Annotated in this window: 21 protein-coding genes and 3 pseudogenes; 17 read left to right on the top strand and 7 right to left on the bottom strand. The window is 67.6% G+C overall.

Annotated elements, in window-relative coordinates; genetic code table 11:
- Positions 1–135: 135 nt before the first annotated feature.
- The 4 genes from IOD16_RS18475 (at position 136) to IOD16_RS18460 (ending at position 3,201) form a co-directional block, all read left to right on the top strand.
- Positions 136–636 (top strand): flavodoxin family protein, encoded by a 501-nt coding sequence (locus tag IOD16_RS18475; protein WP_201441037.1) that lies wholly within the window; start codon positions 136–138, stop codon positions 634–636.
- Between the two features lie 232 nt (positions 637–868).
- Positions 869–1,483 (top strand): CBS domain-containing protein, encoded by a 615-nt coding sequence (locus tag IOD16_RS18470; RefSeq protein ID WP_201441036.1) that lies wholly within the window; start codon positions 869–871, stop codon positions 1,481–1,483.
- A gap of 199 nt (positions 1,484–1,682) precedes the next feature.
- Positions 1,683–2,717 (top strand): hypothetical protein, encoded by a 1,035-nt coding sequence (locus tag IOD16_RS18465; protein ID WP_201441035.1) that lies wholly within the window; start codon positions 1,683–1,685, stop codon positions 2,715–2,717.
- A gap of 4 nt (positions 2,718–2,721) precedes the next feature.
- Positions 2,722–3,201, top strand: coding sequence for a cation:proton antiporter regulatory subunit (locus tag IOD16_RS18460; RefSeq protein WP_201441034.1), 480 nt, complete (start codon positions 2,722–2,724; stop codon positions 3,199–3,201).
- A 9-nt stretch (positions 3,202–3,210) separates the two neighbouring features.
- Here IOD16_RS18460 and IOD16_RS18455 read toward each other — a convergent pair.
- Positions 3,211–4,191 (bottom strand): annotated as a pseudogene (locus IOD16_RS18455) (IS110 family transposase); the annotation flags it as partial.
- A 14-nt stretch (positions 4,192–4,205) separates the two neighbouring features.
- Complete coding sequence (locus IOD16_RS18450; protein WP_201441026.1) at positions 4,206–5,198, bottom strand: IS630 family transposase; 993 nt, start codon at positions 5,196–5,198, stop codon at positions 4,206–4,208.
- Between the two features lie 473 nt (positions 5,199–5,671).
- On the opposite strand from IOD16_RS18450, the gene IOD16_RS18445 reads away from it, so the two are divergent.
- The 5 genes from IOD16_RS18445 (at position 5,672) to IOD16_RS18425 (ending at position 9,417) form a co-directional block, all read left to right on the top strand.
- Entirely contained in the window at positions 5,672–6,667 is a 996-nt protein-coding gene (locus IOD16_RS18445; protein WP_201441033.1) for a helix-turn-helix domain-containing protein, read from the top strand.
- 262 nt (positions 6,668–6,929) lie between these two features.
- Positions 6,930–7,298: a hypothetical protein gene (locus IOD16_RS18440; protein ID WP_201441032.1), complete on the top strand. Its 369-nt coding sequence runs from the start codon at positions 6,930–6,932 to the stop codon at positions 7,296–7,298.
- 301 nt (positions 7,299–7,599) lie between these two features.
- Entirely contained in the window at positions 7,600–8,670 is a 1,071-nt protein-coding gene (locus tag IOD16_RS18435) for a right-handed parallel beta-helix repeat-containing protein (protein ID WP_201441031.1), read from the top strand.
- Positions 8,671–8,829: 159 nt separating this feature from the next.
- The gene (locus IOD16_RS18430; protein WP_201441030.1) at positions 8,830–9,234 is read left to right on the top strand and encodes a hypothetical protein; all 405 of its coding nucleotides are present in this window, start codon (positions 8,830–8,832) and stop codon (positions 9,232–9,234) included.
- 24 nt (positions 9,235–9,258) lie between these two features.
- The gene (locus IOD16_RS18425; RefSeq protein WP_201441029.1) at positions 9,259–9,417 is read left to right on the top strand and encodes a hypothetical protein; all 159 of its coding nucleotides are present in this window, start codon (positions 9,259–9,261) and stop codon (positions 9,415–9,417) included.
- A 123-nt stretch (positions 9,418–9,540) separates the two neighbouring features.
- Here IOD16_RS18425 and IOD16_RS18420 read toward each other — a convergent pair whose 3' ends face one another.
- The gene (locus tag IOD16_RS18420) at positions 9,541–9,708 is read right to left on the bottom strand and encodes a hypothetical protein (RefSeq protein ID WP_201441028.1); all 168 of its coding nucleotides are present in this window, start codon (positions 9,706–9,708) and stop codon (positions 9,541–9,543) included.
- A gap of 154 nt (positions 9,709–9,862) precedes the next feature.
- Here IOD16_RS18420 and IOD16_RS18415 point away from each other — a divergent pair, with 154 nt between their 5' ends.
- From IOD16_RS18415 to IOD16_RS18400, 4 genes and pseudogenes are all read left to right on the top strand, one after another.
- On the top strand, positions 9,863–10,192 hold the full coding sequence (locus IOD16_RS18415) for a hypothetical protein (protein ID WP_201441027.1): 330 nt from the start codon (positions 9,863–9,865) through the stop codon (positions 10,190–10,192).
- 830 nt (positions 10,193–11,022) lie between these two features.
- Positions 11,023–12,015 carry an IS630 family transposase gene (locus IOD16_RS18410; RefSeq protein ID WP_201441026.1) on the top strand — a complete coding sequence of 331 codons (993 nt, stop codon included), beginning with the start codon at positions 11,023–11,025 and terminating at the stop codon, positions 12,013–12,015.
- Between the two features lie 348 nt (positions 12,016–12,363).
- Positions 12,364–13,086: a hypothetical protein gene (locus IOD16_RS18405; RefSeq protein WP_201441025.1), complete on the top strand. Its 723-nt coding sequence runs from the start codon at positions 12,364–12,366 to the stop codon at positions 13,084–13,086.
- Positions 13,087–13,214: 128 nt separating this feature from the next.
- A pseudogene (locus IOD16_RS18400) lies at positions 13,215–13,491 on the top strand (transposase family protein); the annotation flags it as partial.
- 16 nt (positions 13,492–13,507) lie between these two features.
- Here the strand turns inward: IOD16_RS18400 and IOD16_RS18395 are convergent.
- Entirely contained in the window at positions 13,508–14,056 is a 549-nt protein-coding gene (locus IOD16_RS18395) for an IS630 family transposase (RefSeq protein WP_236595082.1), read from the bottom strand.
- Positions 14,057–14,074: 18 nt separating this feature from the next.
- Here IOD16_RS18395 and IOD16_RS18390 point away from each other — a divergent pair, with 18 nt between their 5' ends.
- Positions 14,075–14,491, top strand: coding sequence for a hypothetical protein (locus tag IOD16_RS18390; protein WP_201441024.1), 417 nt, complete (start codon positions 14,075–14,077; stop codon positions 14,489–14,491).
- 40 nt (positions 14,492–14,531) lie between these two features.
- Here IOD16_RS18390 and IOD16_RS18385 read toward each other — a convergent pair whose 3' ends face one another.
- From IOD16_RS18385 to IOD16_RS18370, 3 genes and pseudogenes are all read right to left on the bottom strand, one after another.
- Positions 14,532–14,702, bottom strand: coding sequence for a hypothetical protein (locus IOD16_RS18385; RefSeq protein ID WP_236595081.1), 171 nt, complete (start codon positions 14,700–14,702; stop codon positions 14,532–14,534).
- An 89-nt stretch (positions 14,703–14,791) separates the two neighbouring features.
- Positions 14,792–16,230 (bottom strand): annotated as a pseudogene (locus tag IOD16_RS18380) (IS3 family transposase).
- A 43-nt stretch (positions 16,231–16,273) separates the two neighbouring features.
- Positions 16,274–17,179 (bottom strand): HesA/MoeB/ThiF family protein, encoded by a 906-nt coding sequence (locus IOD16_RS18370; protein WP_236595080.1) that lies wholly within the window; start codon positions 17,177–17,179, stop codon positions 16,274–16,276.
- Between the two features lie 557 nt (positions 17,180–17,736).
- Between IOD16_RS18370 and IOD16_RS18365 the strand changes: the two genes are divergently transcribed.
- The 3 genes from IOD16_RS18365 to IOD16_RS18355 all read left to right on the top strand — a co-directional run bounded on the left by IOD16_RS18365 (position 17,737) and on the right by IOD16_RS18355 (position 22,797).
- On the top strand, positions 17,737–18,714 hold the full coding sequence (locus IOD16_RS18365; protein WP_201441021.1) for an AfsR/SARP family transcriptional regulator: 978 nt from the start codon (positions 17,737–17,739) through the stop codon (positions 18,712–18,714).
- 137 nt (positions 18,715–18,851) lie between these two features.
- Positions 18,852–21,008: an ATP-binding protein gene (locus IOD16_RS18360; protein ID WP_236595079.1), complete on the top strand. Its 2,157-nt coding sequence runs from the start codon at positions 18,852–18,854 to the stop codon at positions 21,006–21,008.
- A 274-nt stretch (positions 21,009–21,282) separates the two neighbouring features.
- Positions 21,283–22,797 carry a recombinase family protein gene (locus IOD16_RS18355; protein ID WP_201441019.1) on the top strand — a complete coding sequence of 505 codons (1,515 nt, stop codon included), beginning with the start codon at positions 21,283–21,285 and terminating at the stop codon, positions 22,795–22,797.
- The last annotated feature ends 462 nt before the right edge of the window (positions 22,798–23,259 follow it).

Raw genomic sequence — 23,259 nt, 5'->3', positions numbered from 1 at the left:
CCCGCGGGCGTGCGGGAGGCAGAGCCGTCGGTCCCGGGCGGCTGCGGCGAAGGTCCCGGCGTGGACGGGACCGTTCGCCGCTGTGCGGTCACCGGGCGAAGGCTCACCGTGGGGGTGACGGAAAGGTGGTCAGTCATGGCTCGGGCACTCGTGGTCTACGAATCCATGTTCGGCAACACCAAAGCCATCGCCGAGGCGATCGGAGAGGCGTTGGCGGCCGAGGTCGTCGAGGTCTCCGACGCACCCGACGTGCTGCCCGACAACGTCGGCCTGCTGGTCGTCGGGGCACCCACGCACGCCTTCAGCCTCAGCCGCCCCGCCACCCGCCAGTCCGCCGCGGACCAGGCCACCGACGGCCTGGTGTCCACCGGCCGCGGCGTCCGCGAGTGGCTGGAGACCCTCGCCCCGCTCGGGCACCACGTCACCGCGCACGCCTTCGACACCAGGGTCAAGATCGGCTGGCTGCCCGGCTCCGCAGCCAAGGCCATCGCCAAGCGGCTGCGCGCCCTGCACTTCGAGGTCCCGGACAAGCCGATGTCCTTCCACGTCGGCGGTACCCCGGGTCCGCTGCTGGTCGGCGAGCCCGCCCGCGCGGCCGCTTGGGCTCGCGCCGTCCTTGCCGACGCACGGACCTGAACGCCGTTGCGCCAGGGCGCGTGCCGGATGATCGGCCGCGAGCAGACGATGGGCCCCGGCTGGCCGAGGTGAGCAGGTCGACCGAGTCGTCGTCGGACCGGCCGGCGCACGTGGTTTCCGCTCCGGCGTTCCGGGTACGGCACTTCGGAGGACATCTCCGGCGCCGAAGAACGACCCCCGGCGTGCCGGGCGCACGACTGCCGATGTATCACCGGATCAGGGGACAATCACGATGAAAGCCCAGGACCTGATGACCCGCGCCGTGGTGACCGCACAACCCGGCACGGCCGCGAAGGACGCCGCGCGACTGCTGGTGGAACACGGTTTCACCACGCTGCCGGTGGTCGACGGCGGGGATCGCCTGGTCGGCGTGGTCGCCGAAGCGGACCTGCTGCGCAACCGCGTCCTCCCCGATCCGCGGACGTTCGTGCACGGCCAACCACCCGAGCCGCTCGCGCCGGCGTCGACGACCGTCGCGGAAGTCATGACGACCGACGTGGTCGCGGTCGACCCGAGGATGCACGTCGCGGAGCTGAGCAAGCTCATGCTGGACAAGCACCTGCGCACCGTCCCGGTCGTGCGGGACGGCGTCCTCGTCGGCGTGGTGAGCAGGCGCGACCTCCTGCGCATGATCGCCAGGGAGGACGACGTCATCGCGACTGACGTGCGGCGCCAGCTCGCTGTCGCCGCAGGGCGCATCCCGTGGCGGATCTCCGTCACCCGAGGCGTGGTCACACTGGCGGGTGAAGGCGCGGACGACGTCGAACGCCACGTCGCCACCGTGGTGGCCGGCGCGGTGGCAGGGGTGGTGGGGGTCGAGATGGCAGATCATGCCAGCACCGCGTGAGGCACACCACGTCCCAAGCGATCCGACCGACCTGACGGACCGGTAGCCCGTTGCTCAGGTGCCGTGCTGTAGGTGATTTCCGCGCTCGTGCAGTCGAACCAAGGGACAGGCAACCGCGCTGGCGTGAGGGCCAGATGTCCTCGTCGCAACGGGTCCGCGGTCCCTGTTCCCGCCTCTGCCGGGAAGGTGGACTTGTGTCATGGTGCATGTGTCCAAGAGCCGTCACACGTCCGCGCGCCGTCGGGCGCCCCTGGTGAACCGGGTGGTGCTGCGTTTGCTCGGCTCGGTGGGGCGTCGGGTGCTCGACGGGAAGGTGTGCGGGTTGCGCTACCGCACGGGTGGTGGCGCAGCGGTCGAGTTGCCGGTGCAGTACGTCCGCGACGGCGATCGGCTGGTGGTGGTCGCGGGCAGAGCGTCGGGTAAGCGGTGGTGGCGTCACTTCCGCGCGGGCGCGCCCGTCGAGGTCCGACTGGAAGGTCAGTGGGCCGTCGGGTCCGGTGTGGTGCTGAACGGTGTGGAACGCATGGCCGCGTTGGAGGCCTACCGTCGCGTCTTCCCCTGGGTTACCGACGACGTTCAGGTTGTCGCGATTACCGGCTTGCCCGCCGAGAGTCCTGCGCTGCGTGGCCGGGCGCTGTTGTGCGCCTGGTTTCCGCTGGTCACGTTGGCTGAGTTCCTCGGGTTCGCGGTGCCCGCCGGTGTCGGCGCGCTCACCGCGGACAGGGCCGCCGCGCTGGTCGTCCCGGCCCTCTTGGTGGCGGGTGCGGTCGAGGGCGCCGTGCTCGGGTGGGGCCAGGCCGCCGTGCTGCGTCGGGCACTGCCCGGCGTGTCCCGCCCACGTTGGGTGGCGGCCACCTCCGGGGCGGCCGTCGTGGCGTACCTGGTGGGCCTGGCTCCCTCCACCTGGGCTGCGGGGATGACGACCTGGCGTCCCCTGCCGACGATCCTCGTGGCTCTGGTGCTCGGGGGCGTGCTGCTCTGCTCGATCGGCACAGCCCAATGGCTCGTCCTGCGCGGGCACGTGCCGCGGGCGGGGCGCTGGATCGCCACCACGGCGGTCGCCTGGCTGCTCGGGCTGGCGGTCTTCCTGGGGTTCACCATGCCGCTGTGGCAGCCCGGCCAGGCCCTCGCGGTCACCGTGCTCGTCGGGCTCGTGGGCGGACTGCTGATGGCGGCCACCACCGCGGCCGTCACCGGGTACGCCCTGCAACGCCTGCTGCCCGCGTCATCATGATCCGATGGACGTCAACGAGGTGCTGTTGCCCGGTGTGGGGTTGCGCTACGAGTTCACCAACGCCGACGGGGACCGGATCGGCGTGATCGCCCGCCGTGACGGTGACTTCGAGCTGGTCGCCTACCCGCCCGAGGACCCCGACGAGGGCAGGCCGCTGTTCCGGCTCACCCGGCAGGAGGCGGACACGGTCGCCGAGATCCTCGGCGCCCCGCGCATCGCCGAGCGGTTCGCCGACCTGTCCAGGGAGGTCCCCGGGCTGGTCTCCGGCCGTGTGGACGTGCCGGTCGGGTCACCGCACGCCGACCAACCGCTGGGTGCGATGCGGGCGCGGACCCGCACCGGCGCGTCGGTGGTCGCGGTTGTCCGCGGTGAGGAGGTCGTCGCCTCGCCCATGCCGACGGAGGTCATCCGCGCGGGTGACGTGCTGGTGGTGATCGGCACGGTCGAGGGCATCGAGGGCGTGCGCCGGATCGTCGAGTCTTAATGATCCGTGTCAAGCGGCTGTGGGAGTTGCTGCGGTTTCGGTGACAGGGGGTGTGAACGGCCGGTTGTCGCGCAGCAGCGCCCACAGCACGTCGACCAAGCGGCGGGCCAAGGCGATCAGGGCTTGGATGTGGTGTTTACCTTCGGTTCGTTTGCGCTGGTAGAACACCCGTGAAGGTCCTTCGCGCATGGTGGAGCACAGGGCGGCCATGTAGAACACCCGGCGCAGGCCCCGGTGATAACGCCGGGGTTTGCGCAGGTTGCCGGTGACCCGGCCGGAGTCGCGGGGCATCGGGGCCAGGCCCGCGAAGGCCGCGAGTTTGTCGGGGCCGCGGAAGGCGGTCAGGTCGCCGCCGGTGCCGACCAGGAACTCCGCGCCCAGTACCGGTCCGAGGCCGGGCAGGCTCTCGATGATCGCGGCCTGGGGATGCGTGCGGAAGGTGTCGCCGATCTGTTTGGTGAGGTCTTTGGCCTCGCGGTCCAGGTCGAGCAGCTGTCGGGCCAGGCGTGCGATCAGCGGCGCGGTGACGGCTTCGGCGGGCAGGGCGACGGTCTGTTCCGACGCGGCGGCCAGGGCCTTGACGGTGACCCTGTGCGCGGCCCCAGGGCGCACGCCGAGATCGTGCAGGTGGCGGGTCAGGCCGGGTTCACCGGCGTCGCGGATCGCCGTCGGCGTCTGGAACCCGGTCAGCAGGGTCGGTGCGGCGCGGGTGGTGCAGTCCAGCCTCTTCTCCAGGGAGGGGAAGATCGAGGACAACAGCTCGCGCAGCCGGTTGACGTCACGCACCCGGTCGTTCATCAGATCGGCCCGCCGCGCGGTGAGCACCGCCAGGTCGGTCACCACGCGGTCCGGGACGGACAGTCGGGGCAGGTCGCCGCGCATCCTGCACGTCTGAGCGATGGCCTGGGCGTCCTTGGCGTCGGTCTTGCCCTCGCCGCCGAAGGCGCCCGCCATGCGGTTGACCGTCTGCCCGGACACATATTGAACCGAAAGTGTTCGGTTGCCTACATGGCGGCGTAGCGGACGTGCGGTGCCTGGAAGTAGCCGTGGACGATGTGCGGTTGGCGTTGGCGGCGTCGTAGGAAGCGTCGGGTCTCGTGGGCGAGGCGGTCGATGTTGTGGGCGCGGGAGGCGTTGACGTTGCGTTTGAGGTCGGCGTTGAGCAGTTCGTCGGGGTTGAGCTCGGGGCTGTAGCCGGGCATCAGGTGCAGCTCGACCCGGTCGGCGTTGTCCTCCAGCCACGTGCGGACGACCTTGCTGCGGTGCACCGGGTGCCGGTCGACGATGACGTGCACCTTCCGGCCTGCCTGCCGGGCGACGCAGTCGAGGAACGCGGTGAACACGGCCGCGGTGAAGCGTTCGGTGAAGACGGTGAACCACAACGCGCCGCGTGAGGCGACCGCGGACATGACGTTGACCCGTAGCCGTTTCCCGGTCACCCGCACGATCGGCGTGCGGCCCTTCGGCGCCCAGGACCGGCCGGGCGGCGCGGCATCCGAGCGCAAACCGCATTGGTCGACCCACGCGATCGCGGCACCCTCGGCCTTCGCCCGTGCCTCGATCGCCGGATACTCCTCGTCCAGCCACGCGCGCACCGCGGCGGGCTGCTGCTCGTAGGCGCGGCGGGCCGGGCGCTGCGGGGTGAAGCCGTGGCGGCGCAGCCACAACCCCACACCCTGTTCGGTCATGTCGACCCCGACCACCAGCCGGATCAGCACGACCACCGCCTGGCGGGTCCACAGCGGCCCGCCGATCAGCAACTCCTCCGGCGTGTAGTCCGCCATCGCCGCGAACAGCGTGCCCCGATCCTCCGCACCGATCAGCTCGACGGGGCCGGGCCTTCCCGTCCGGGTCGCCAGGCCGCCACGGCCGTCCCGCCGGTAGGCACGCCACCAACTGCCCACCGAGCGCTCCGAGACCCCGAACACCTCCGCCGCCTGCCGATAACCCGCGACCACCCCGGACTCCAACGCGGCCACCACCCGCAACCGCAGCACCTCACGCTCCGCAGGCGATAACCGATGCGCACCCTCGACCTCGATCACAAGCGATCAACCTACCGGAAGACGATCACTTTCGACTCAATAACGCATCACTGCCCCTCGTCGTCTACCGGGGAGACACTGGAGCGAACCCGACGACCCGACCGCCGCTCCGCGAGTACAGCCACACCCGATCGCGTGACTATGGCCGTATTCCTCGGCCATCCCGGGGAGCCTGAGGTTGGTGGAGTGGTGCCAGTCAGCTAGGGACGAAAGGCCGACGGCGTCAGCCGACCTTGGCCTCGGCGGCGGTGAGGCTCAAGACACAAGCGAGTGGCGAAGCTGGTCAGAGTCCCACCGGGGCGGGGTCGGCACCCGCAAGCTTGTGTGCGTGGGCGAAGTCGGTCGAATAGATCACTCTATGTCACTACACTGAACTCAGTGTTACCACAAGGGTGGCTGGCAGCTTGATTCAAGGGGGATGAACTGTGTTACAGACCGTGTTACACACCGAGGATCTGCCGGTAGCGGACCGGTTCGACTGTTGGCACCAGACCGTGTCCCGGACGATCATCCCGACCTGGGTGCGTACCGAGGCTGTGGCCGACTTCCGGGCTTCGGCACGAGTACTCGACGCCGGTGGCATGCACCTGTCCACGGAGACGGTGATGTCGCCGCTGCAGGCTGACCGCACGCCCAAGCTGATCCGCCAGTCCGACCCGGAGCAGTACCTGCTCGGAGTCATTCTGCAGGGGGAGAACTACGGGTTGACCCAGTCAGGCCGTGACGCCACATTCCGGGCCGGAGATCTGCTGCTCTTCGACTCCTCGCGCCCCTTCCGTGCCCGCTATACAGGCGGTTCGCACCTGATGCTCCGGTTTTCCCGGCGGCTTCTACCGCTACCACCGTCCACAGTCGATCAACTGCTCGTCACGCCGTTGCAGGGCCGCGAGGGAATCGGCGCCCTGCTGTCCAACTGCCTACGGGAGGTCGCGGGCGCGACGGAGTATCAGCCAGCCGGGGTGAGCCACCTGCTGAATATCGCCGTGGACCTGCTGGCCGTCCTGCTGGCCTACGAACTCGCCATCTCGAACCCGCTACCACCCGAACGCCACCACGAGGCGCTCCTGGCCCGGATTCACGCCTTCATCAACGAGCACCTCGGCGACCCGGCCCTGTCGCCGGGCATGATCGCCTCGGCCCACCACATCTCCCTCCGGCAACTACACCGACTGTTCCAGAACCAAGACACGACGGTCGCCGCCAGGATTCGCCGGCAACGGCTCGAACGCTGCCACCGCGACCTCGCCGATCCCCGCCTGCAGACGCACCCGATCCACGCCATTGCGGCCCGTTGGGGATTCAGCGAGGCGGCTCATTTCAGCCGCGCCTTTCGTGCCGCCTTCGGGATGCCGCCGGCGGACTACCGGCGCATGACCCTCCATCGCGCACCCGGGCACGAACAGGCAAGCACTCGGCACTGAGAGTCAAAGGTGCGCAAGTCCGAGTCAGGCATTGTCAGTAACCGCACGTCCTGATCTACGTTTGGCCGGAATGCGGGCTCGGCACATCGATGGAATAGCTCATGTCGAGGAGGGGTATCATCCAAGATCGCCAAGTTGGCCGCGATTGCGGCTGCGTCCGTATCCGGCACGTAAGTCTGCGCGCCAGCGTTCGACTAACGTTAGAAGTTTTTCGCACGTGCAGTTCGCTTAACTAAGGGGAGATATGCGTAGACGTCACATCATGCCCACGGCTCTTCTCGCGGGAGCCGCGCTTGCGTTGACCACCCTGACAGCGCCTGGGGCGCAAGCGGGAGAAATCGATGCCGCCGCCTGCAGTTGGACGGTGAGTACACCCGGCAAGTCCGGCTCCTACGTCAGGTCGACCGCGACCACTGCGGGCTGCTCGGGCAGCTCACGCTGGCACGCGGTGCTGCAGTGGCGGAACTTCCTCGGGGGCTGGACCAACCTGGACGAGGCGAGCTGGAGCGGCAACACCTCGGTTTCACTGACCTACGTGTGCACTCCGGGCGAGACCGAGACCTACAGGGGCATCATCGACCGCTCAGACGGCCAGTCGAAGATCAGCCTGACCAGAACAATCACCTGCTGAACACCAAGTCCAGATCATTTGGTGGCGCTCAAGGAAATCTTGACGAGTTCGTGGACATTCTCAGTCGTCAACCGGCCCGCATGTCGCGTCGAAACTATCCGGTTTCCCGTACCTGAAGCTGCCGACGACTGCGTCCACCGTCACCGTACACCCTCGTTCATTAGCGGTCGTGGTGTCGTACCGCGCCAAGCGCGGTACGACACCACTCGACCTGCTTACTGCCCTCCATATTCGACAGGTCGGTTCGCGCAATCCTGCTAGCGCACTGCCAGTGCGATCGATTTGGCCAATCGGAGAAATCATGCGCATGGCAGCCCTTCTGGCAATGTTGGCTTTCTTGATTCCCGTGACCGCGGCCGCTGCACCGGTGCCGTCGAGCACGACCCTGGTGGAGTGTGCGAACACGATGTCGGACGGCGAACAGCTCAACGCGGCGATCAGGGCCAGTCTTGTCGGGGTGGAGATCGTGATTTCAGGGCGGTGTTCGATCGACAGCACGATCCGTCTGCTCGGTGACCGTTCCTATCATGGGATGTCCCGTACCGGGACGGTGATCCGTCAGGCGGACGGGGCGAACCTGGCCGCGTTGGTGGCCAGTGACTCCTACCTCGATGACACGGACTTCACTGGTGACCCCGTGACCCTTCGTTCGCTGACGTTGGAGGGGAATCGGGAGGCCAACCCGCGCGCGGGGGACGGGTTGGTGCTGCGGTCGTGGGCGTCGGTGGTGGATCCCGTGCCGGTGCTCGGGGCGAACCGGCACGGGATCCGGGTGACCAATCCCTCCGCGAACGGGACCCTGTTGGGCAACACCCAGGTCAACGGCCGGATCTCGGCGTGCCACGTCGCAGAGTCCGGGGGCAGTGGCATCCGGGTCGAGGACCCGGGCAACGCGGTGACCGACTGGCAGTTGACCGACAACTGGATCGCCAGCGCGGGCGCCGCCGGGATCAGCCTGGACAACACCGCGGGCTGGTACGTCGAGCGCAACCATGTCTACGACGTCGCCGCCGGGGCCATCGCCGCGGAGCGCCTGTTCGGCAGCAGCGTCTCCGACAACTGCATCGAGGACTTCGCCGGCTTCGGCATCCGGGCCTCCGCGCAGGGCGAGGCAGCCTCCACCGTCGCGCACAACCGGGTCGTGGGCACCTCGGGCGAGGTGTCGGCCTTCGTGTCGGTGCGCATCAACTACGGCGCAGCGGCGGTGGCCGTGGTGGCCAACACCCTCCGCGACAGCGGCACCAGGATCGGGTTGGACTACCAGGCCGCCACCGGCACGACGGCGACGATCGCCTCCACCGGCAACCTGGTGACCGGCGTGACCACACCACGCCGCGTGTCCTCGGGCGTCACCGTCACCACGGGCATCTGACACGAAGCCCAAGTCGCCGACTGGCGAAGACGCGTATTCACCTAGCCTCGGATAACGCCGCCGATAACCAAGACCGGAGATACTTTCGACCCGGTCCGGGGTCCCGGCAATTTAACATTGCAACATCAACCGGCAAACATCATGGCGGGAGTCAAAGGAATGACCAAGAAGTCGACGTCGGTAATAGCTGCGCTGGGAGTCACCGCGGCCATGGTCGGCACGCCCAGCACGACCCAAGCGCAGTCCGCAGATCACAATACGGTGGCGATCTCTTGCTACGCGGTCGCGGATGAACCCTGGTACAGAAGTCCAAGTGTCTACGCCACGGGTCACATCTACTGCAACCCGTGGGCCGACGCCGAGATCACAGTGAAGATTACCGCGAACGGCGCCCTCAAAGGTGAGAGTTCGACGGGCTACACGGCTCCGCACATCACCGACACCGCGGTTGCCCAGAACTGGACCGGCGACCAGAAGTGGTGCACTTTGGTTTCCGGAACCTACTACGTCAACGGCCGATCCTATCCCGTTTCCGCTACTGCATGCGAGTCCGCCGGATTCTAGCTTCGCGGTTAGGATGGCTGCCGGATGGCGGTTTCCGCGGCGTTGACCTCGCCGTGCACCACGGCGAGGTTGACGCCGACGCCGCGGGCGATCTCGCGCAGGGCGGTGCCGGACGCGGTCGAGCGGCGGCGGGAGGTCGTGGACGAGACGCGGGCGGTGTCGCGGTCGCGGATCGGCGTTTGAGACTGGTGATGTCGCGTATTCAACTGTCGCGGGTTCGCTGGTGAGATGACGGTGTGTGGTCGCCTGGGGGGTGTCTTCCAGTAGCAAGCGTGCAGAAACAATGTCCAGCCGGGTTGGTGCTGGTCATCGACTTGTGGGTGGTGGCTGCGCCGGACCGTCGTCGGCTGCGGCGGCGGGCGCGGACAGTGCCTCGGTGGCCTGGTGAACCGCGATCAGGCCGGGCTTGACGTAGCGGTGTGGGCCGGGCCGGTACTCCAACAGGAACAGCAGGTCCTCGGTGCGGCCTGGCACAAAGCTCCAGCAAGGCCGCCCGCCGCAAGCTGGTGCCCACGTCGTCCGATCTGCCGGACTTGCGGTGACCATGATGAAGGGCGCAGTCGCTGGCGGCTGCGCCCTTCATCATGCCTTATCAAGACGTCAGGGATAGGACGTCCGACCTTGTCGCATGGCCAACCAAGCAGCACTTGACCCGGCAAGTCGACAGTCCTGGGCGAAACGTTATCAATGTAATTTTTCGCCACACCTCTTTATTGGCGGACAGATTCAACCGATGTACGGATCAGCCGGGCAGATCTCGCAGATCGCGCAGATCGCGGTGTACTCGCTGACCGCCATCCGTGAACGGTCAGCAATCAACTCGTACCGTCTCGCTGAACGTATCCGGGAACTTGTACCAGTATCCACCCTCCCAATCTGGAGCCCAACTTCTGACGCCTTTGCATCCAGCCGGAATGTAGGCAGCGTCGGTGTCCTTGAAGAATTGGGTGGACGATGACCCGGGCCTCAGGGAGAGTCCGCCAGCAGGACCGGGTGGCCAGTAGTTGATGATTTGCATGCTGGCGTCGGATGAACTTGAGTTCGTGATCTTGCCGCAGATCGGCCCAGTGCAGTTGCCCTGGACCCCGACCTCCGCACCGGTCAGCGCGACGACCCGTTGCGGTTCCGCAGCCGATGCAGTAGCCGAGTTCTCGGCATGCGCAGATCCCGTCGAACCGATCAGAAGCCCGACGCTCAGCAATGCGAGCACTATCGACTTTATTCGATATATCATCAAACATCTCCCCCGTGATAGATCGCTGGCATCACCTCATGTTATATGCACGCCACAAAGCGTGACATATGTCGAATGAGCGCGCCGAGCAATATCAAGTTTGTAGCGAAATGCCGCAGTCGAACCGACCCCCCTTCTGGGAGCACGAGATTACCACCCCTTGTGAAGGTTCGACGGCGTTGCGCCAAGTTTGAGGCACAAGGATGCGCCAGGGTCTCTCAATGGCCGATATCGATTAGTCCGATCAGCGTGTATCTACTTGGGGTCCATCTCGAACGTCACCGAAGAGGGCGGAATTCCGGGTGAGGTGGCCTTGAACACGGCGGAATCTATGAAGTCCAGCATCACATGGACATGGTGGTAAGCGGCCGAACTCAGGCGACGGCGAAGCTCGACGCATCACCACCAGGGCCTTCCAGATTGGTGAGGTCGTGTCTTCAACTGTCGCGTGTTCGTCGTGGAGATATTGAGTCGAAAGTGATCGTCTTCCGGTAGGTTGATCGCTTGTGATCGAGGTCGAGGGTGCGCATCGGTTATCGCCTGCGGAGCGTGAGGTGCTGCGGTTGCGGGTGGTGGCCGCGTTGGAGTCCGGGGTGGTCGCGGGTTATCGGCAGGCGGCGGAGGTGTTCGGGGTCTCGGAGCGCTCGGTGGGCAGTTGGTGGCGTGCCTACCGGCGGGACGGCCGTGGCGGCCTGGCGACCCGGACGGGAAGGCCCGGCCCCGTCGAGCTGATCGGTGCGGAGGATCGGGGCACGCTGTTCGCGGCGATGGCGGACTACACGCCGGAGGAGTTGCTGATCGGCGGGCCGCTGTGGACCCGCCAGGCGGTGGTCGTGCTGATCCGGCTGGTGGTCGGGGTCGACATGACCGAACAGGGTGTGGGGTTGTGGCTGCGCCGCCACGGCTTCACCCCGCAGCGCCCGGCCCGCCGCGCCTACGAGCAGCAGCCCGCCGCGGTGCGCGCGTGGCTGGACGAGGAGTATCCGGCGATCGAGGCACGGGCGAAGGCCGAGGGTGCCGCGATCGCGTGGGTCGACCAATGCGGTTTGCGCTCGGATGCCGCGCCGCCCGGCCGGTCCTGGGCGCCGAAGGGCCGCACGCCGATCGTGCGGGTGACCGGGAAACGGCTACGGGTCAACGTCATGTCCGCGGTCGCCTCACGCGGCGCGTTGTGGTTCACCGTCTTCACCGAACGCTTCACCGCGGCCGTGTTCACCGCGTTCCTCGACTGCGTCGCCCGGCAGGCAGGCCGGAAGGTGCACGTCATCGTCGACCGGCACCCGGTGCACCGCAGCAAGGTCGTCCGCACGTGGCTGGAGGACAACGCCGACCGGGTCGAGCTGCACCTGATGCCCGGCTACAGCCCCGAGCTCAACCCCGACGAACTGCTCAACGCCGACCTCAAACGCAACGTCAACGCCTCCCGCGCCCACAACATCGACCGCCTCGCCCACGAGACCCGACGCTTCCTACGACGCCGCCAACGCCAACCGCACATCGTCCACGGCTACTTCCAGGCACCGCACGTCCGCTACGCCGCCATGTAGGCAACCGAACACTTTCGGCTCAATAACTCTCGGGGTATAGGTGGCGAAATTTGACGCGTGCGTCGTCGGTGGTGAACCGCCAGCGGACCTGACGCTGTTCCCTACGCTGATTTCCACACGAACTAGAATTTCCGTTGCGTAGTAGTCCGGTAGAGGGGTCCCCATTGCTTTGCAGTCAAGGGCATAAGTAGAATTTAACTATTGGGTATGTCACGTGCCGAAGGCTGGTTGCAGATGGATGTGGACTTCACTGCCGTGCTGGTTGTAACTTTGCTCATCGTTGGTCTCTTCTTGTTGTCAGTTTCATCGTTCAGCGCATCTAGAGTGATTCTCCGTAGGTTCAGAGCCATGGAACAGGCGACGAAGATTATTTTTCTGATCGCGTTCCTTTTCGTCGGTGTTTTCGGAGCGATCGTCTGGCTATTTCAGGCTAACGTCAAGCACTCTACCGGGAGTGCGAGCGGACCCGAGCCGGCGACGTTCGAGGTTTGTCAGGCGACCTCGCCGCCCATGGTGACGGAGGTTGGGAAGGCGACGCTATTCGAAGTGGCGATGCATCTGGACAGGGCCGAGTGCGTCGCGTCAGATGACGATTCCCACAGGCGTTTAACGGCGGCCACCAACATGATCAAAGTTGAGATGCCTGGATCAGGATTCGACGGTCGTATCGAATTGTTGGGATCGGATACTCAACCCTTGGACGAGAAGCGTAGAAAGGCCATTTGGAGGTGGGTACTAAAAGCCGATCGGCCTGGAGATTACGAGCTACCCATCGTAATCACCTTCCAGGATCCCGAGGGAGGGCTCTGGCTGCAGGATATGCAGAGCAAGTTGCGGTTTCGGGTTGATGGACATATCGGCTACCGTATCTCACGTGCAGCGCAATGGCTGCGCGATTTTGTCAACACCACGGAAGTGATAATAGGTGGCACGGCTGCGATTGTCGGCACCTTCGGTGCGGCTGCCTGGAGGCGAGGTGTGGAAAGTTCAAGGAACGTCGGTAATGCTCGAAGGAATTCGCGTTTAGGGAAGGGGGTCGGCTACGGAAAGGTGATACGGCGGCGAAAGTGATCATTGAGCCATTTTCATCGTGACGTCGCAGGTCACAGCGCAGGCTGAGTAGTAGGGAGCGGGGTGGGCGAGGCTCTCGGTAAGACAGCAGTCGACCAAGATCCGATGCCCCGACCGGGAGCCTCGCCGTGCTGTCTTACCCTGCCGCGATTCCGCTGTCCAACCACACCCTCGTCCGCCTGGGCGACCTGATCCGTGCCGAGCGTGTGCGACGACGATCCCGGTGGCGGCGCCTGGGTCCCGGCCGTCAGGCGCTGCTGGTTCGCCCATCTGCGCAACGGCGACACCTGTGCTCGTCTGGCCGCCGGATTCGAAGTTTCCTGCAGCACCGCCTGGCGCTACGTCCGGGAAGCGGTGGACCTTCTCGCCGCCCTGGCCGACGACCTCCACGCCGCCGGTCGACGCGCTGCCTAGTGCTGCGTCAAGCAACCTTGATCGGGTAATGGGTCCAGGTGCGGATGGGTGAGTCGGTGGCGAAGCCGGTCTTGGGTCGGGCTCTGGCGTTGCGCCAGCGGATGTAGGCCGCGATGGCGGTGTTCTGCTCGGCGTGGGTGCGGTGGTCGGTGCCGTTGAGGGCGAAGTAGCGCAGGGCGGTGAACTCGGCCTCGATCCAGTTCAGCCAGGAACCGTAGGTCGGCAGGAACACTAGCTCGACGTCATGGTCGGCGGCCCAGGCGCGGACGTCGGGGTGGCGGTGCGGCGAGAAGTTGTCGGCCACGATGTAGAGCTTCTGTCCCGGCCACCTGGCGCGCAGGGACTCGAGGAGGTCGAGGAACTCGGCGTGGCGTTTGCGGCGCCGGATGCGGTAGTGGATCTTCCCGGTGGTCAGGTCGAGTGCGGCGAGCATGTGCATGACGCCGTGGTGGCGGTTGTAGGTGGCCCGTAATCGCAGTGGTGAGCCGGTCGGCCGCCAGGCCTTGCCCTTGCGGGGCTGGAGGTTGAGCGGCCCGAACTCGTCGACGCAGATCACCCGGCCGTCGTCGGGCGGGTGGTCGTAGAGGTCCGGGATCTACGTCAGACCAGCGCCGCGCTGGGGCGGTTCGAGGATGCGGTGGAGTACGCCGAACTGGAGGTGGTGTTGCGGCTTCGGGTGGGTAAGCCGCTCGGGGTGGCGTACGCCCTGCACGACGTGGCTGTCGCTCGGCAGGGGTTGGGCGAGCACGACACCGTGGTCGGGTTGTGCGAGCAGTCCGTGGCTGCCTATGGCGAGCACGGCGGCGCGGAAGCCGAACGTGCCAAAGCCTTGGAGACCCTCGCGACCTCGCTGATCCACCTCGGCCGGATACGAGAGGCGGTGGAGCGTCTGCGGGAGGCTGCCGCGATCATGGCCGAGGCCGGTGATCCGCGCGCCGGACAGGTACTGCGGCGGGCCGAAGCACTGGTGGATCCCGACGATCGCGGATAGCCGGCGGGTCGCACCCCGTGACGGGGCGCGACCCACCGGCTCAGGCAGCGAACGGCCCGCAGGCGGGGCAATCTGGCCGGGCCGACTGGATACCGAGGGCGAAGGTGTCCTGGAGGGTGACCAGGTTGATGCCGTACTCGCGGTTGACCGGCAACGCCGGGGCACCGGTGATCAGGCTCATCACCGCGTGCGCCGCCAGGTTGCCCGCCATCCCGGCCGTCACCGCGTTGGTCGCGTGCACTCCTTCCGTATCGGCCTGGGCGGGCCGGTAGTTGTCAATTCAGATGAGACAGGTTGTGTTTACGGGGTCGGTTGCGGTTGCTCGACAGGCTGGTTGATCCAGGCTGTCTCGGGCAGTCGGGGTGGTCGGGGTCGGTGTGCGAAGCGTTGTGGGTGTCGGGTGTGGGCGCGGTCGAGAGTGGCCTGGCGTTGGTCGCGGATCTGTTCTGCGGTTCCGAAGTGGACGGACGCGGGGGTGTGCATGCCGATGCCGGAGTGACGGTGTTCGTGGTTGTAGGCGAGGAAGAACTCCTCGCAGAACGCGCGGGCGTCGGCCAGGGAGCCGAACCGTTCGGGGAAGTCGGGCACGTACTTCATCGTCTTGAACTGGGCTTCGGAATAGGGGTTGTCGTTCGAGACGCGGGGACGGGAATGCGAGCGGAGCACGCCGAGGTCGACCAGGAGCGCGGAGACCGGTTTGGAGACCATGGCGCCGCCGCGGTCGGCGTGGACCGTGTGTGGCGCGGTGCCGTTGCGGGCGACGGCGTCGGCGAGGAAGTCCCTGGCCACGACCGCGTCCTCCGCGGCGGCGACCAGCCACCCGGTGACGTACCGGGAGAAGATGTCCAGCACGACGTAACAGCGGTACCAGATGCCTTTCACCGGCCCTTTCAACGCGGTGATGTCCCACGACCACACCTGGCTCGGACCACGGGCGAGCAGTTCCGGGCGTGTCCGGGGCGGGTGGGTGGCGGTGCGGCGGCGTTCGCGGACCTGCCCGGCGGCGCGGGCGATCCGGTACATCGTGGAGATCGAGCACCGGTAACGGCCCTCGTCCAACTCGCGTGCCCACACCTGCGGGATCGCCAGGTCCCGGTAGACAGGGCTGGTCAACACCTCCAACACCTCGGTGCGTTCGGCTGCGTCCAGGGCGTGCGGCGGCGGACGACGTCGCGGCCGGGGGCCGGACGGCGGGCCCGTCATCCCGGCGTGGCGGTAGTGCGTGGCCCGGGACCTGCCGGTCAGCGCGCACGACGTGGTTACCGGGACGTCGGCGGCGCGCAGCTCGGCGAACGCGGCCGCCGTCACGTCCTGGGCGGCCTGCCCTCGTCCGTGCTCACGGAGAGTTCCCGCAAGAGCGCGTGAGCTTTTCCCATGATGTCCAGCGCCATCCGGGTCCTGACCAGGTCGGAGGCCAACTTCTCGTTCTGCCGGCGCAGCTTCTCCAGCTCGACCTGCTCGGCCGACCTGCGCGCCGGTGTCGCCGAGGCCGTCGATTCCGCCGCCGCACCGCCCAACCGGCCCGCGTCTCGAGCCCGGGTCCACTCGATGACGTGCGAGGAGTACAGGCCCTCGCGGCGCAGGATCGCGCCCTTCTCCCCGTTCGGGGCATTCTCGTACTCCGCGACCAAAGCGAGCTTGTACTCGGTGGTGAACGTCCGCCGGGACGGACGCGCGGCCGGATCGGTGGGTGTCGCGCCGGAGGAACGCCGGGACTGCTTGTCGGATGGGGTGGACACGAGCACAAGAATCTCCGATCCCGCCCTTGATCACGAACCTCGATCACACGAGGTGTCTCGCACCAGTCTGACCAAGAGGGGGCCACGGGGTGATCGGTGGTTCGGCGGCCAGGTGTTCCGCGGTGGCGGTGCGTGCGCAGTCGTAGCACGGGCCGGAACCGGGTCGGAACAGGCCGACGTTGACCCTGGGGCCGTGGTAGCCGCCGTGGACCCACGCGGTGCCGGTGTCCAGGCACGCCCGGTTGGTCCACGACCGGATCTCCTGCGGGATGTCGGCGGCCAGCAGCAGCACATCACACCCTGTCGACAGCCGGCGCAGGACGCCGGGACCGTCGACGAGCAGTTGCTCACCGGTCACGGTGACCTCGCGGTTGTGTGCCCGCAGGCGCCCGATGGCGGCGTCGATCTTGGGGCGCCCGAGGTCGTGCTCGGTGTAGAGGATCTGGCGGTTGAGGTTGGACAACTCCACCGTGTCGGGCTCGACCAGGTGGATGGTGCCGACCCCGGAGGCGGTCAGCGCCAGCGCCGCGGTGCTGCCCGCACCGCCGACCCCGATCACGGTGACGCGTGCCTGCCGCAACGCCAGCTGCGCGTCCCACGTCGTCGTGCGCGGGGCGAGGTCCGTCCACCGCCACAACGCCCGGCTGCGCCCGTACCGCTCCCGCTCGGCCAAGCTTAGGCCGGGCGGCTCCGGTGCGGCGGCGTTCTCCAGGTAACCGGCCTGCCACAGCTCACCGATGGCGTCGGCGATATCGGCGGCAGGGTGTCGGGGGTGGTGGTGGACCAGGTCGGCGACCACCTGGTCCACCGTGCGGGTGCCGTCCAGGAGCGTCAGCAACGCCCACACCCAGCCGTCCGGGTCCGGGATGATCGCGCCCACACCGTGGACCCAGCCACCGATTTGCACCCGGTCCTCGCCGAGGCGGACCGGCCGGTGCTCGTACTTCACACACGGACGAAACATGACACTCCCTCCCGTCTTCTAGTTGTTGTCGTTCTTGGGCTTGCTGAAGGTCTTCTCCCGCTCGATCGGGATGAATGTGATGATCATGTCCTCACCCCCTCGCCGCGTGCTCCGAGGCGGCGCTGGGCGGTGAACGCCAGACACGACCACGGTGGCTGCTGTTCGTCCGGTGGTGGTGCGTGAACCCGTGTCCAGTCCATTCCGTCCTCATGACGTCGGTTTCCGTTCCGCCCCGCTTCCCTCTTGTGGGGCTGGAAACAGCGTCGGTTGCGGCACGCGACAGATCCCCGGACGGCGTCCTCGACACCGCGGCCGACATCGCTACCCCAATCGGGTGGGAATCTTGTCCGCTGCGGTGTCCGCAGTTGTCGGACACCAACCGGATGACCCGACGCCCAAAACCGCCACATACGGTCGACGACACCTGCCCCATCCGGGTGGACTGGCGTTACGGACGAGTGCAGCACTGTTATTGCGGCTGGACGACGGGGCGGATCTCGCCAGACTGCGCTCGTCAGCAAGGGCTACAGCCGGGGGGACGGGTGGAGATCCGGATACTGGGCAACGTCGAGATCCACAGCGACGACGACGTCATCACGTTGACCAGGTCGGCGGAGCGGTGTCTGTTGGGCCTGCTGGCCGTCGAGGTCGGCCGACCTGTCCCGGTCACCACGCTGCTCGACCGGATCTGGGTCGAGGAAGGGCGCAGCGAACCCAAACCGGAAACCTTGATCCGCTACGTCGGCTACATTCGCGACGCCATGGAACGAGCGGGGGGAGACGGCATCTGGCTACGCCACGAGCCCGGTGCCAACGCCTACCTTCTCGACGTCGATCCCGGCACTGTCGACTACCACCGCTTCCTGCGGGAAACCCGTGCCGCGGGCGAACACCGCGACCTTGACCGCCTCCACGACGCCCTCGCGTTGTGGCGTGGGACGCCGCTGGAGGACGTGCGCCGACGCTGGGTGGACACCTTCCGCCACCACGCCCACGCACACCGCCGCACCGCCCTGGCCACGCTCTGGGAACTGCTGCTCGAACAAGGTCGACACCACGAGATCCCACCCCAGCTCGGCCCGCTGGAAGCCGACATCGTCCACGACGAACGGCTTCTGCTCCTGGGCGCCGAGGCACTGGCTCACAGCGGCCGACACGTCGACATCACCGCCTGGGCCGACCACATCGCCACCCGCATGCGCGACCTCAGCGGCGGCACCGGGCTCTCGACTCTTACCCAGTCCCGCCTGCATCACCTCGTCACCCACCCGCCAGGCCCGACCACACCAACCCCGCACAACAGCACACCCACAGGCACCAACGGCGAATCCAGCGACCTCGGCACCGGGGACATAGGCTCCAGCCACCACGAGGGTGTCAGCGGGGCCGGTGGTCGTAGTACGACTATTCACGGTGGCGTCAACGGCGCGGCATGGGGCATCACCATCGGTGCCGCTACCGGCGACCACCTCACCATCAGCGCACCGCCCCAGACGGGAGAACCGGACAACCCTCGCTAGCCGACGCGGACCACGGGCACACCGCGTCGGCGGCCGACCCGCCTCACCCCGACACCACCCCGGCCGCCGGCACCGCGGCGACAACGAGCATCCACGGTGACCTCGTCGCCACCGATCACGGTGCCGCGGTCGGTGTGGTGCACGGCAACCTGAACCTGCACCCGCCACCACCGCGACCCGCGCCGGTCATCCCGCGGCAGCTGCCCGCCGCACCGGGACTGTTCACCGGCCGGACCGCGGAACTCGCCCGGTTGGACCGCGCCCTGACCCACGCCGCCACACCACAGGAACCAGGCACCGACACGCGGGAACCGACCACCGCAGCCCCCACTACCGGCCCGGCAGGTGCGGGGACGACAGTGCTGGTCTCGGCGATCGGCGGTGCCGGAGGCATCGGCAAGACCTGGCTCGCTCTGGCATGGGCATACCGGCACCTGGAGCGATTTCCCGACGGGCAGCTGTTCGTGGACCTGCACGGCTTCAGTCCCACCGGTGAGTCGGTGGCGCCGGCGGTGGCGGTGCGCGGCTTCCTCGACGCCCTGGGCGTCGACCCGAACCGCATCCCCGCCGACCTCGACGCCCAGGCAGCGCTGTACCGCAGCCTGGTGGCCGGGCGGCGGATGCTCATCGTGCTGGACAACGCCGCCACCGCCGAGCAGGTCGTGCCGCTGCTACCCGGCTCGCCGTCCTGCACGGTGCTGGTCACCGGCCGTCACCGGCTGGCCTCGCTGATCGACCGGCACGGAGCCCGCCACCTGCCCCTCGACGTCCTCACCTACGAGGAGGCCCGCGGCCTGCTGGCCGCCCGCCTGGGCGCCGACCGCGTCGCCGCCGAACCCGAGGCCGTGGACGAGCTGATCGGGCTGTGCGGGGGCCACCCGCTGGCGTTGTCGATCATCGCGCGCACCGCCGGGCCCCACCCCGACGTCGCGTTGGCCGAGACCGCCGCCGAACTGCGCGACCTCGGCCTGGAGGCGCTCGATCACGACACCGACCCGGCCGCCAGCCTGCCCACTGTGCTGTCCCGGTCCCTGCGCCACCTCACCGACACCCAACGCACCGTGTTCGCGCTGCTGGGCATCACCCCCGGACCCGACACCACCCCACCCGCCACCGCCGCCCTCACCGGACTGCCCAACCGCACCGCCCGCAGGACGCTGAGCGGGCTGGAGAACGCCTCACTGCTGGAACGGCGGCCCGGTGGCCGGTACGCCATGCACGACCTGGTCCGCGCCTACGCCGCGGACACCGCCCACACCATCCTGCCCGAGCACGTGCGGGAAGCGGCTCTGACCCGGGTGGTGGACTTCCACCTGCACACCGCCCACACCGCCGACCGCCTCCTGGACCCCCACTGCACGCCCCTGTCGCCCGAGCCGCCCGCGCCCGGCGTCCACCCGCACCCGCTGCCCGACACCGCCGCGGCGCTGGCCTGGCTGCAGGCCGAGCACGCCACCCTGCTGGCCACCCAACGCACCGCCGCCACCCTCGGCCACCACCACACCATCTGGCACCTGGCCTGGAACCTGACCACCTTCCACAATCGGCGGGGACACCGGCACGACGCGGTCACCACGTGGCGGGCCGCACTGGCCGCCGCCGACCACCTGCCCGACCCCACCACCCGCGGCCGTACCCACCGACTCCTCGGCAACGCCTGCTCCGTGCTGGGCCTGCACGAACAGGCCACCACCCACCTGGAGCAGGCCCTGGACCTGGCTGTGCGCCACCACGACCCCACCGGACAGGCCCACACCCACCAGGTGCTCGCGCTCGCCTGGGAACAGCGAAGGGACGACCGGCAGGCCCTGGAGCACGCCCACCGCGCCCTCGCCCTCATTCGCGCCCTCGACCAGCCGGTATGGGAAGCCGAGTCGCTCAACGCGGTGGGCTGGTACGCCGCGCGCCTGGGCCGGTTCGATACCGCCCGCGAGCACTGCCAGGCCGCCCTCACCCTGCACCGACACCACCACGACCCCGACGGCGAGGCGGCCACCCTGGACAGCCTCGGGTACATCGCCCACCACACCGGCGACCACCACCAGGCCCTCGACCACTACCACCACGCCCTCACCCTGTTCCGCGGCATCGGCTACGCCTACCAGGTCGCGGACAACCTCGACAGCGTGGGCCATCCCCACGCTGCACTCGGACAGTTCGACCTAGCCCGCACGGTGTGGCGGGAGGCACTGGAGCTGTACCGGGAACAAGGCCGCGACACCGACGCCGAACGCGTCCAACAGCAGCTCGACGAGCTCGACCACTTCACCAGCGCCAACCCGGACAGCGGTTGAGCGGTCGACCTGGGGTAGGTCGGCGTCGGTGCGCGAGAGACTGAAGCCGACGTCAAGCCTGCGGCAGCGCGGTTCCGCGCTCTCGAGCAGCGACTCGCCGTGGGTATCGACGCCACCAGGCACGGTCAGATACGCGTACGCCGCAGCTGTTCAGACAAGCACAGGCGGCTCGGGCTGCTCCGATCGGGCGTATATCTGGAGTTCCTTGTCATCATGGCGAAGACGCCTCGTCACCCCGGCGTCCAACCCCCGTTCCGATGTCGAGGACCGCGCCATGTCGGTGTCCGCCCTGTCCCGTCCGACCACGCTTGCCGAGTGGATCGCCGCCACGGTCCCGCCGGGCATCCCGACCATGGATGCGACTCCTGTCGGCAGTCTGCGGTTTCTGTTCTACGGCCGGGCTTCCACCCATGAGCACCAGGACCCGCGCACCTCTCGGGCGTGGCAGCTGGATGTCTCCCGCCGGCTCACCGGCGGGCACGGCAGAATCGTGGGGGAGTACGTCGAGGTCGGGTGTTCCCGTCAGGTGCCGTGGCATCTGCGGCCTCGGGCTGCGGCGATGTTGCGCTACATCGCCACGAACGCGGCCCGGGTCGACGCGGTGGTGGTCGGCGAGTACGAGCGCGCCTTTCTCGACACCAGTCAGGTGCGGGAGCTGCGGGCGGTGCTGGAGCGGTACGGGGTGCAGCTGTGGCTGCCCGAGGCGGAGGGGCCGGTGGACTTCGGTAACCCCGCGCACGAAGCGCTGCTGACATTGCTGGCGAAGCGCTCGCTCACAGAGGTGCTGCGTTCCCGCCACCGGGTCGTCACCGCCATGCGCATGCAGACCGTCGAACAGGGACGTTACCTCGGCGGCAGGCCGCCCTACGGCTACCGGCTCGTCGACGCCAGCCCGCACCCGAATCGGGCGTTGGCGCGTCGCGGTGTGCGGCAGCAGCGACTCGTGCCGAACCCGGCCACCGCGCTCGTCGTGAAGCTGATCTTCACCTTACGTCTGGCCGGGCACAGTGCTGCGGGCATTGCCCGCCACCTCAACGAGCAGGCCGTGCCCACCCCATCGAGCGCGGACGCGGAACGCGACCGACGTTGGGTCGATGCGGGTTGGTCTCGTACCCGACCGGAGGGCGCACCGGGCAACCTCTACCTGCGCGAGGATCACCTGCTCAGCCGCATCGCCGCACACCTCACCGCCGTGGGCATCGCCGACAACCCCGGCCCGGAGCACACCGCACGGCTGGTCGACGAGCTCGGACTCGTCTTCCGCTGCGACACCGCCGGGGTCGCCCTGCTCGACCGCGGCAGCACCGGGCCAGCGCGCGCACCACGCAGGCGCCTGGCACCGCAGCCAGTCCATAGCAGCCCTGGGACCGAACACCCTGGAAAGGCAGGCGAACAACTCCTGCTGACCGTGAGCTGCGCGCCGGCCTCGGAAGCGGATCAGCCCGATGCGCCAAGGGGTCAGATCGATGCACCGGCTCACAGAACCCGCCCCACACGCCAGCCTCTCCGGCGACGGATCGGCCCGGCAGCGCCCCAGGGTCGGCGCCGGCAGACCGCGTTCCACGTCGCCCTCGGCACCACCCGTTCGCGGAACGCATCCCGAGCCGGGGGAGCTGAGTACCGGCTGCCGGGCCAGCACGGCGGTGACCGCGGTCGACAGGTCGTGGGACGAGCCGGACGCCGCCCGCTGCTCTTGCCCTCGCATCGGCAGACATCCTACGAGCAGCGACCATCAGGTAGGGTCGAAGCAGGGTCGGGAAACACAATGCCCCACGAGACTCCCAGCTGACCTGGAGATATCTCGCGGGGCAAATTATGTGTCCGAGGCCGGACTTGCGCACTATTCACACGCCTCAATCTTGTTGATATCGCATGATTTAAGCGTATTCCTGCCCCGCTCGCGTTAGCTACATTTGCGAGCGAGGCGGGATTTTTGTATCTTCTTTTACGTCCGTATGGATGCAAGCTCGACTAACCTATCTTTAGGCTGAGTATTCGGATATGGTGGCGAATCGCGTAAAGGTGAGCAGTGCAGGCCTTTCTTCGATTTCTATGGTAATTGGCGTTCGCTACTTTCGGAAAGTCGCCTCTTTGTTGCTCTAGTGAGCTTATGGTCGAGAGCTCTATTACTTGCTGAATTAGTTAGCTTTGAATTGATAGGAAGTATCGAGCGTGCCGTATATTTCACCAATATTCCCCCTTCGGTAGGGTGCGGCGTGTCTCCACTGGCATCGAGGGGGGCATGTGCGAC

Origin of the sequence: Saccharothrix sp. 6-C (assembly GCF_016695385.1) — a bacterium.
Classification (GTDB): Bacteria; Actinomycetota; Actinomycetes; order Mycobacteriales; family Pseudonocardiaceae; genus Actinosynnema; species Actinosynnema texasense.
Note: the sequence above shows the minus strand (reverse complement) of the source record. Positions and strands in the feature narration are given on the sequence as shown.

Bases quoted from the DNA above. Each gene is read 5' to 3' on its own strand.
- IOD16_RS18475 (WP_201441037.1), top strand. From the start codon at position 136: ATGGCTCGGGCACTCGTGGTCTACGAATCCATGTTCGGCAACACCAAA.
- IOD16_RS18470 (WP_201441036.1), top strand. From the start codon at position 869: ATGAAAGCCCAGGACCTGATGACCCGCGCCGTGGTGACCGCACAACCC.
- IOD16_RS18465 (WP_201441035.1), top strand. From the start codon at position 1,683: ATGGTGCATGTGTCCAAGAGCCGTCACACGTCCGCGCGCCGTCGGGCG.
- IOD16_RS18460 (WP_201441034.1), top strand. From the start codon at position 2,722: ATGGACGTCAACGAGGTGCTGTTGCCCGGTGTGGGGTTGCGCTACGAG.
- IOD16_RS18440 (WP_201441032.1), top strand. From the start codon at position 6,930: ATGCCCACGGCTCTTCTCGCGGGAGCCGCGCTTGCGTTGACCACCCTG.
- IOD16_RS18435 (WP_201441031.1), top strand. From the start codon at position 7,600: ATGCGCATGGCAGCCCTTCTGGCAATGTTGGCTTTCTTGATTCCCGTG.
- IOD16_RS18430 (WP_201441030.1), top strand. From the start codon at position 8,830: ATGACCAAGAAGTCGACGTCGGTAATAGCTGCGCTGGGAGTCACCGCG.
- IOD16_RS18425 (WP_201441029.1), top strand. From the start codon at position 9,259: ATGGCGGTTTCCGCGGCGTTGACCTCGCCGTGCACCACGGCGAGGTTG.
- IOD16_RS18415 (WP_201441027.1), top strand. From the start codon at position 9,863: ATGGCCAACCAAGCAGCACTTGACCCGGCAAGTCGACAGTCCTGGGCG.
- IOD16_RS18405 (WP_201441025.1), top strand. From the start codon at position 12,364: ATGGAACAGGCGACGAAGATTATTTTTCTGATCGCGTTCCTTTTCGTC.
- IOD16_RS18385 (WP_236595081.1), bottom strand. From the start codon at position 14,702: ATGGCGGGCAACCTGGCGGCGCACGCGGTGATGAGCCTGATCACCGGT.
- IOD16_RS18355 (WP_201441019.1), top strand. From the start codon at position 21,283: ATGTCGGTGTCCGCCCTGTCCCGTCCGACCACGCTTGCCGAGTGGATC.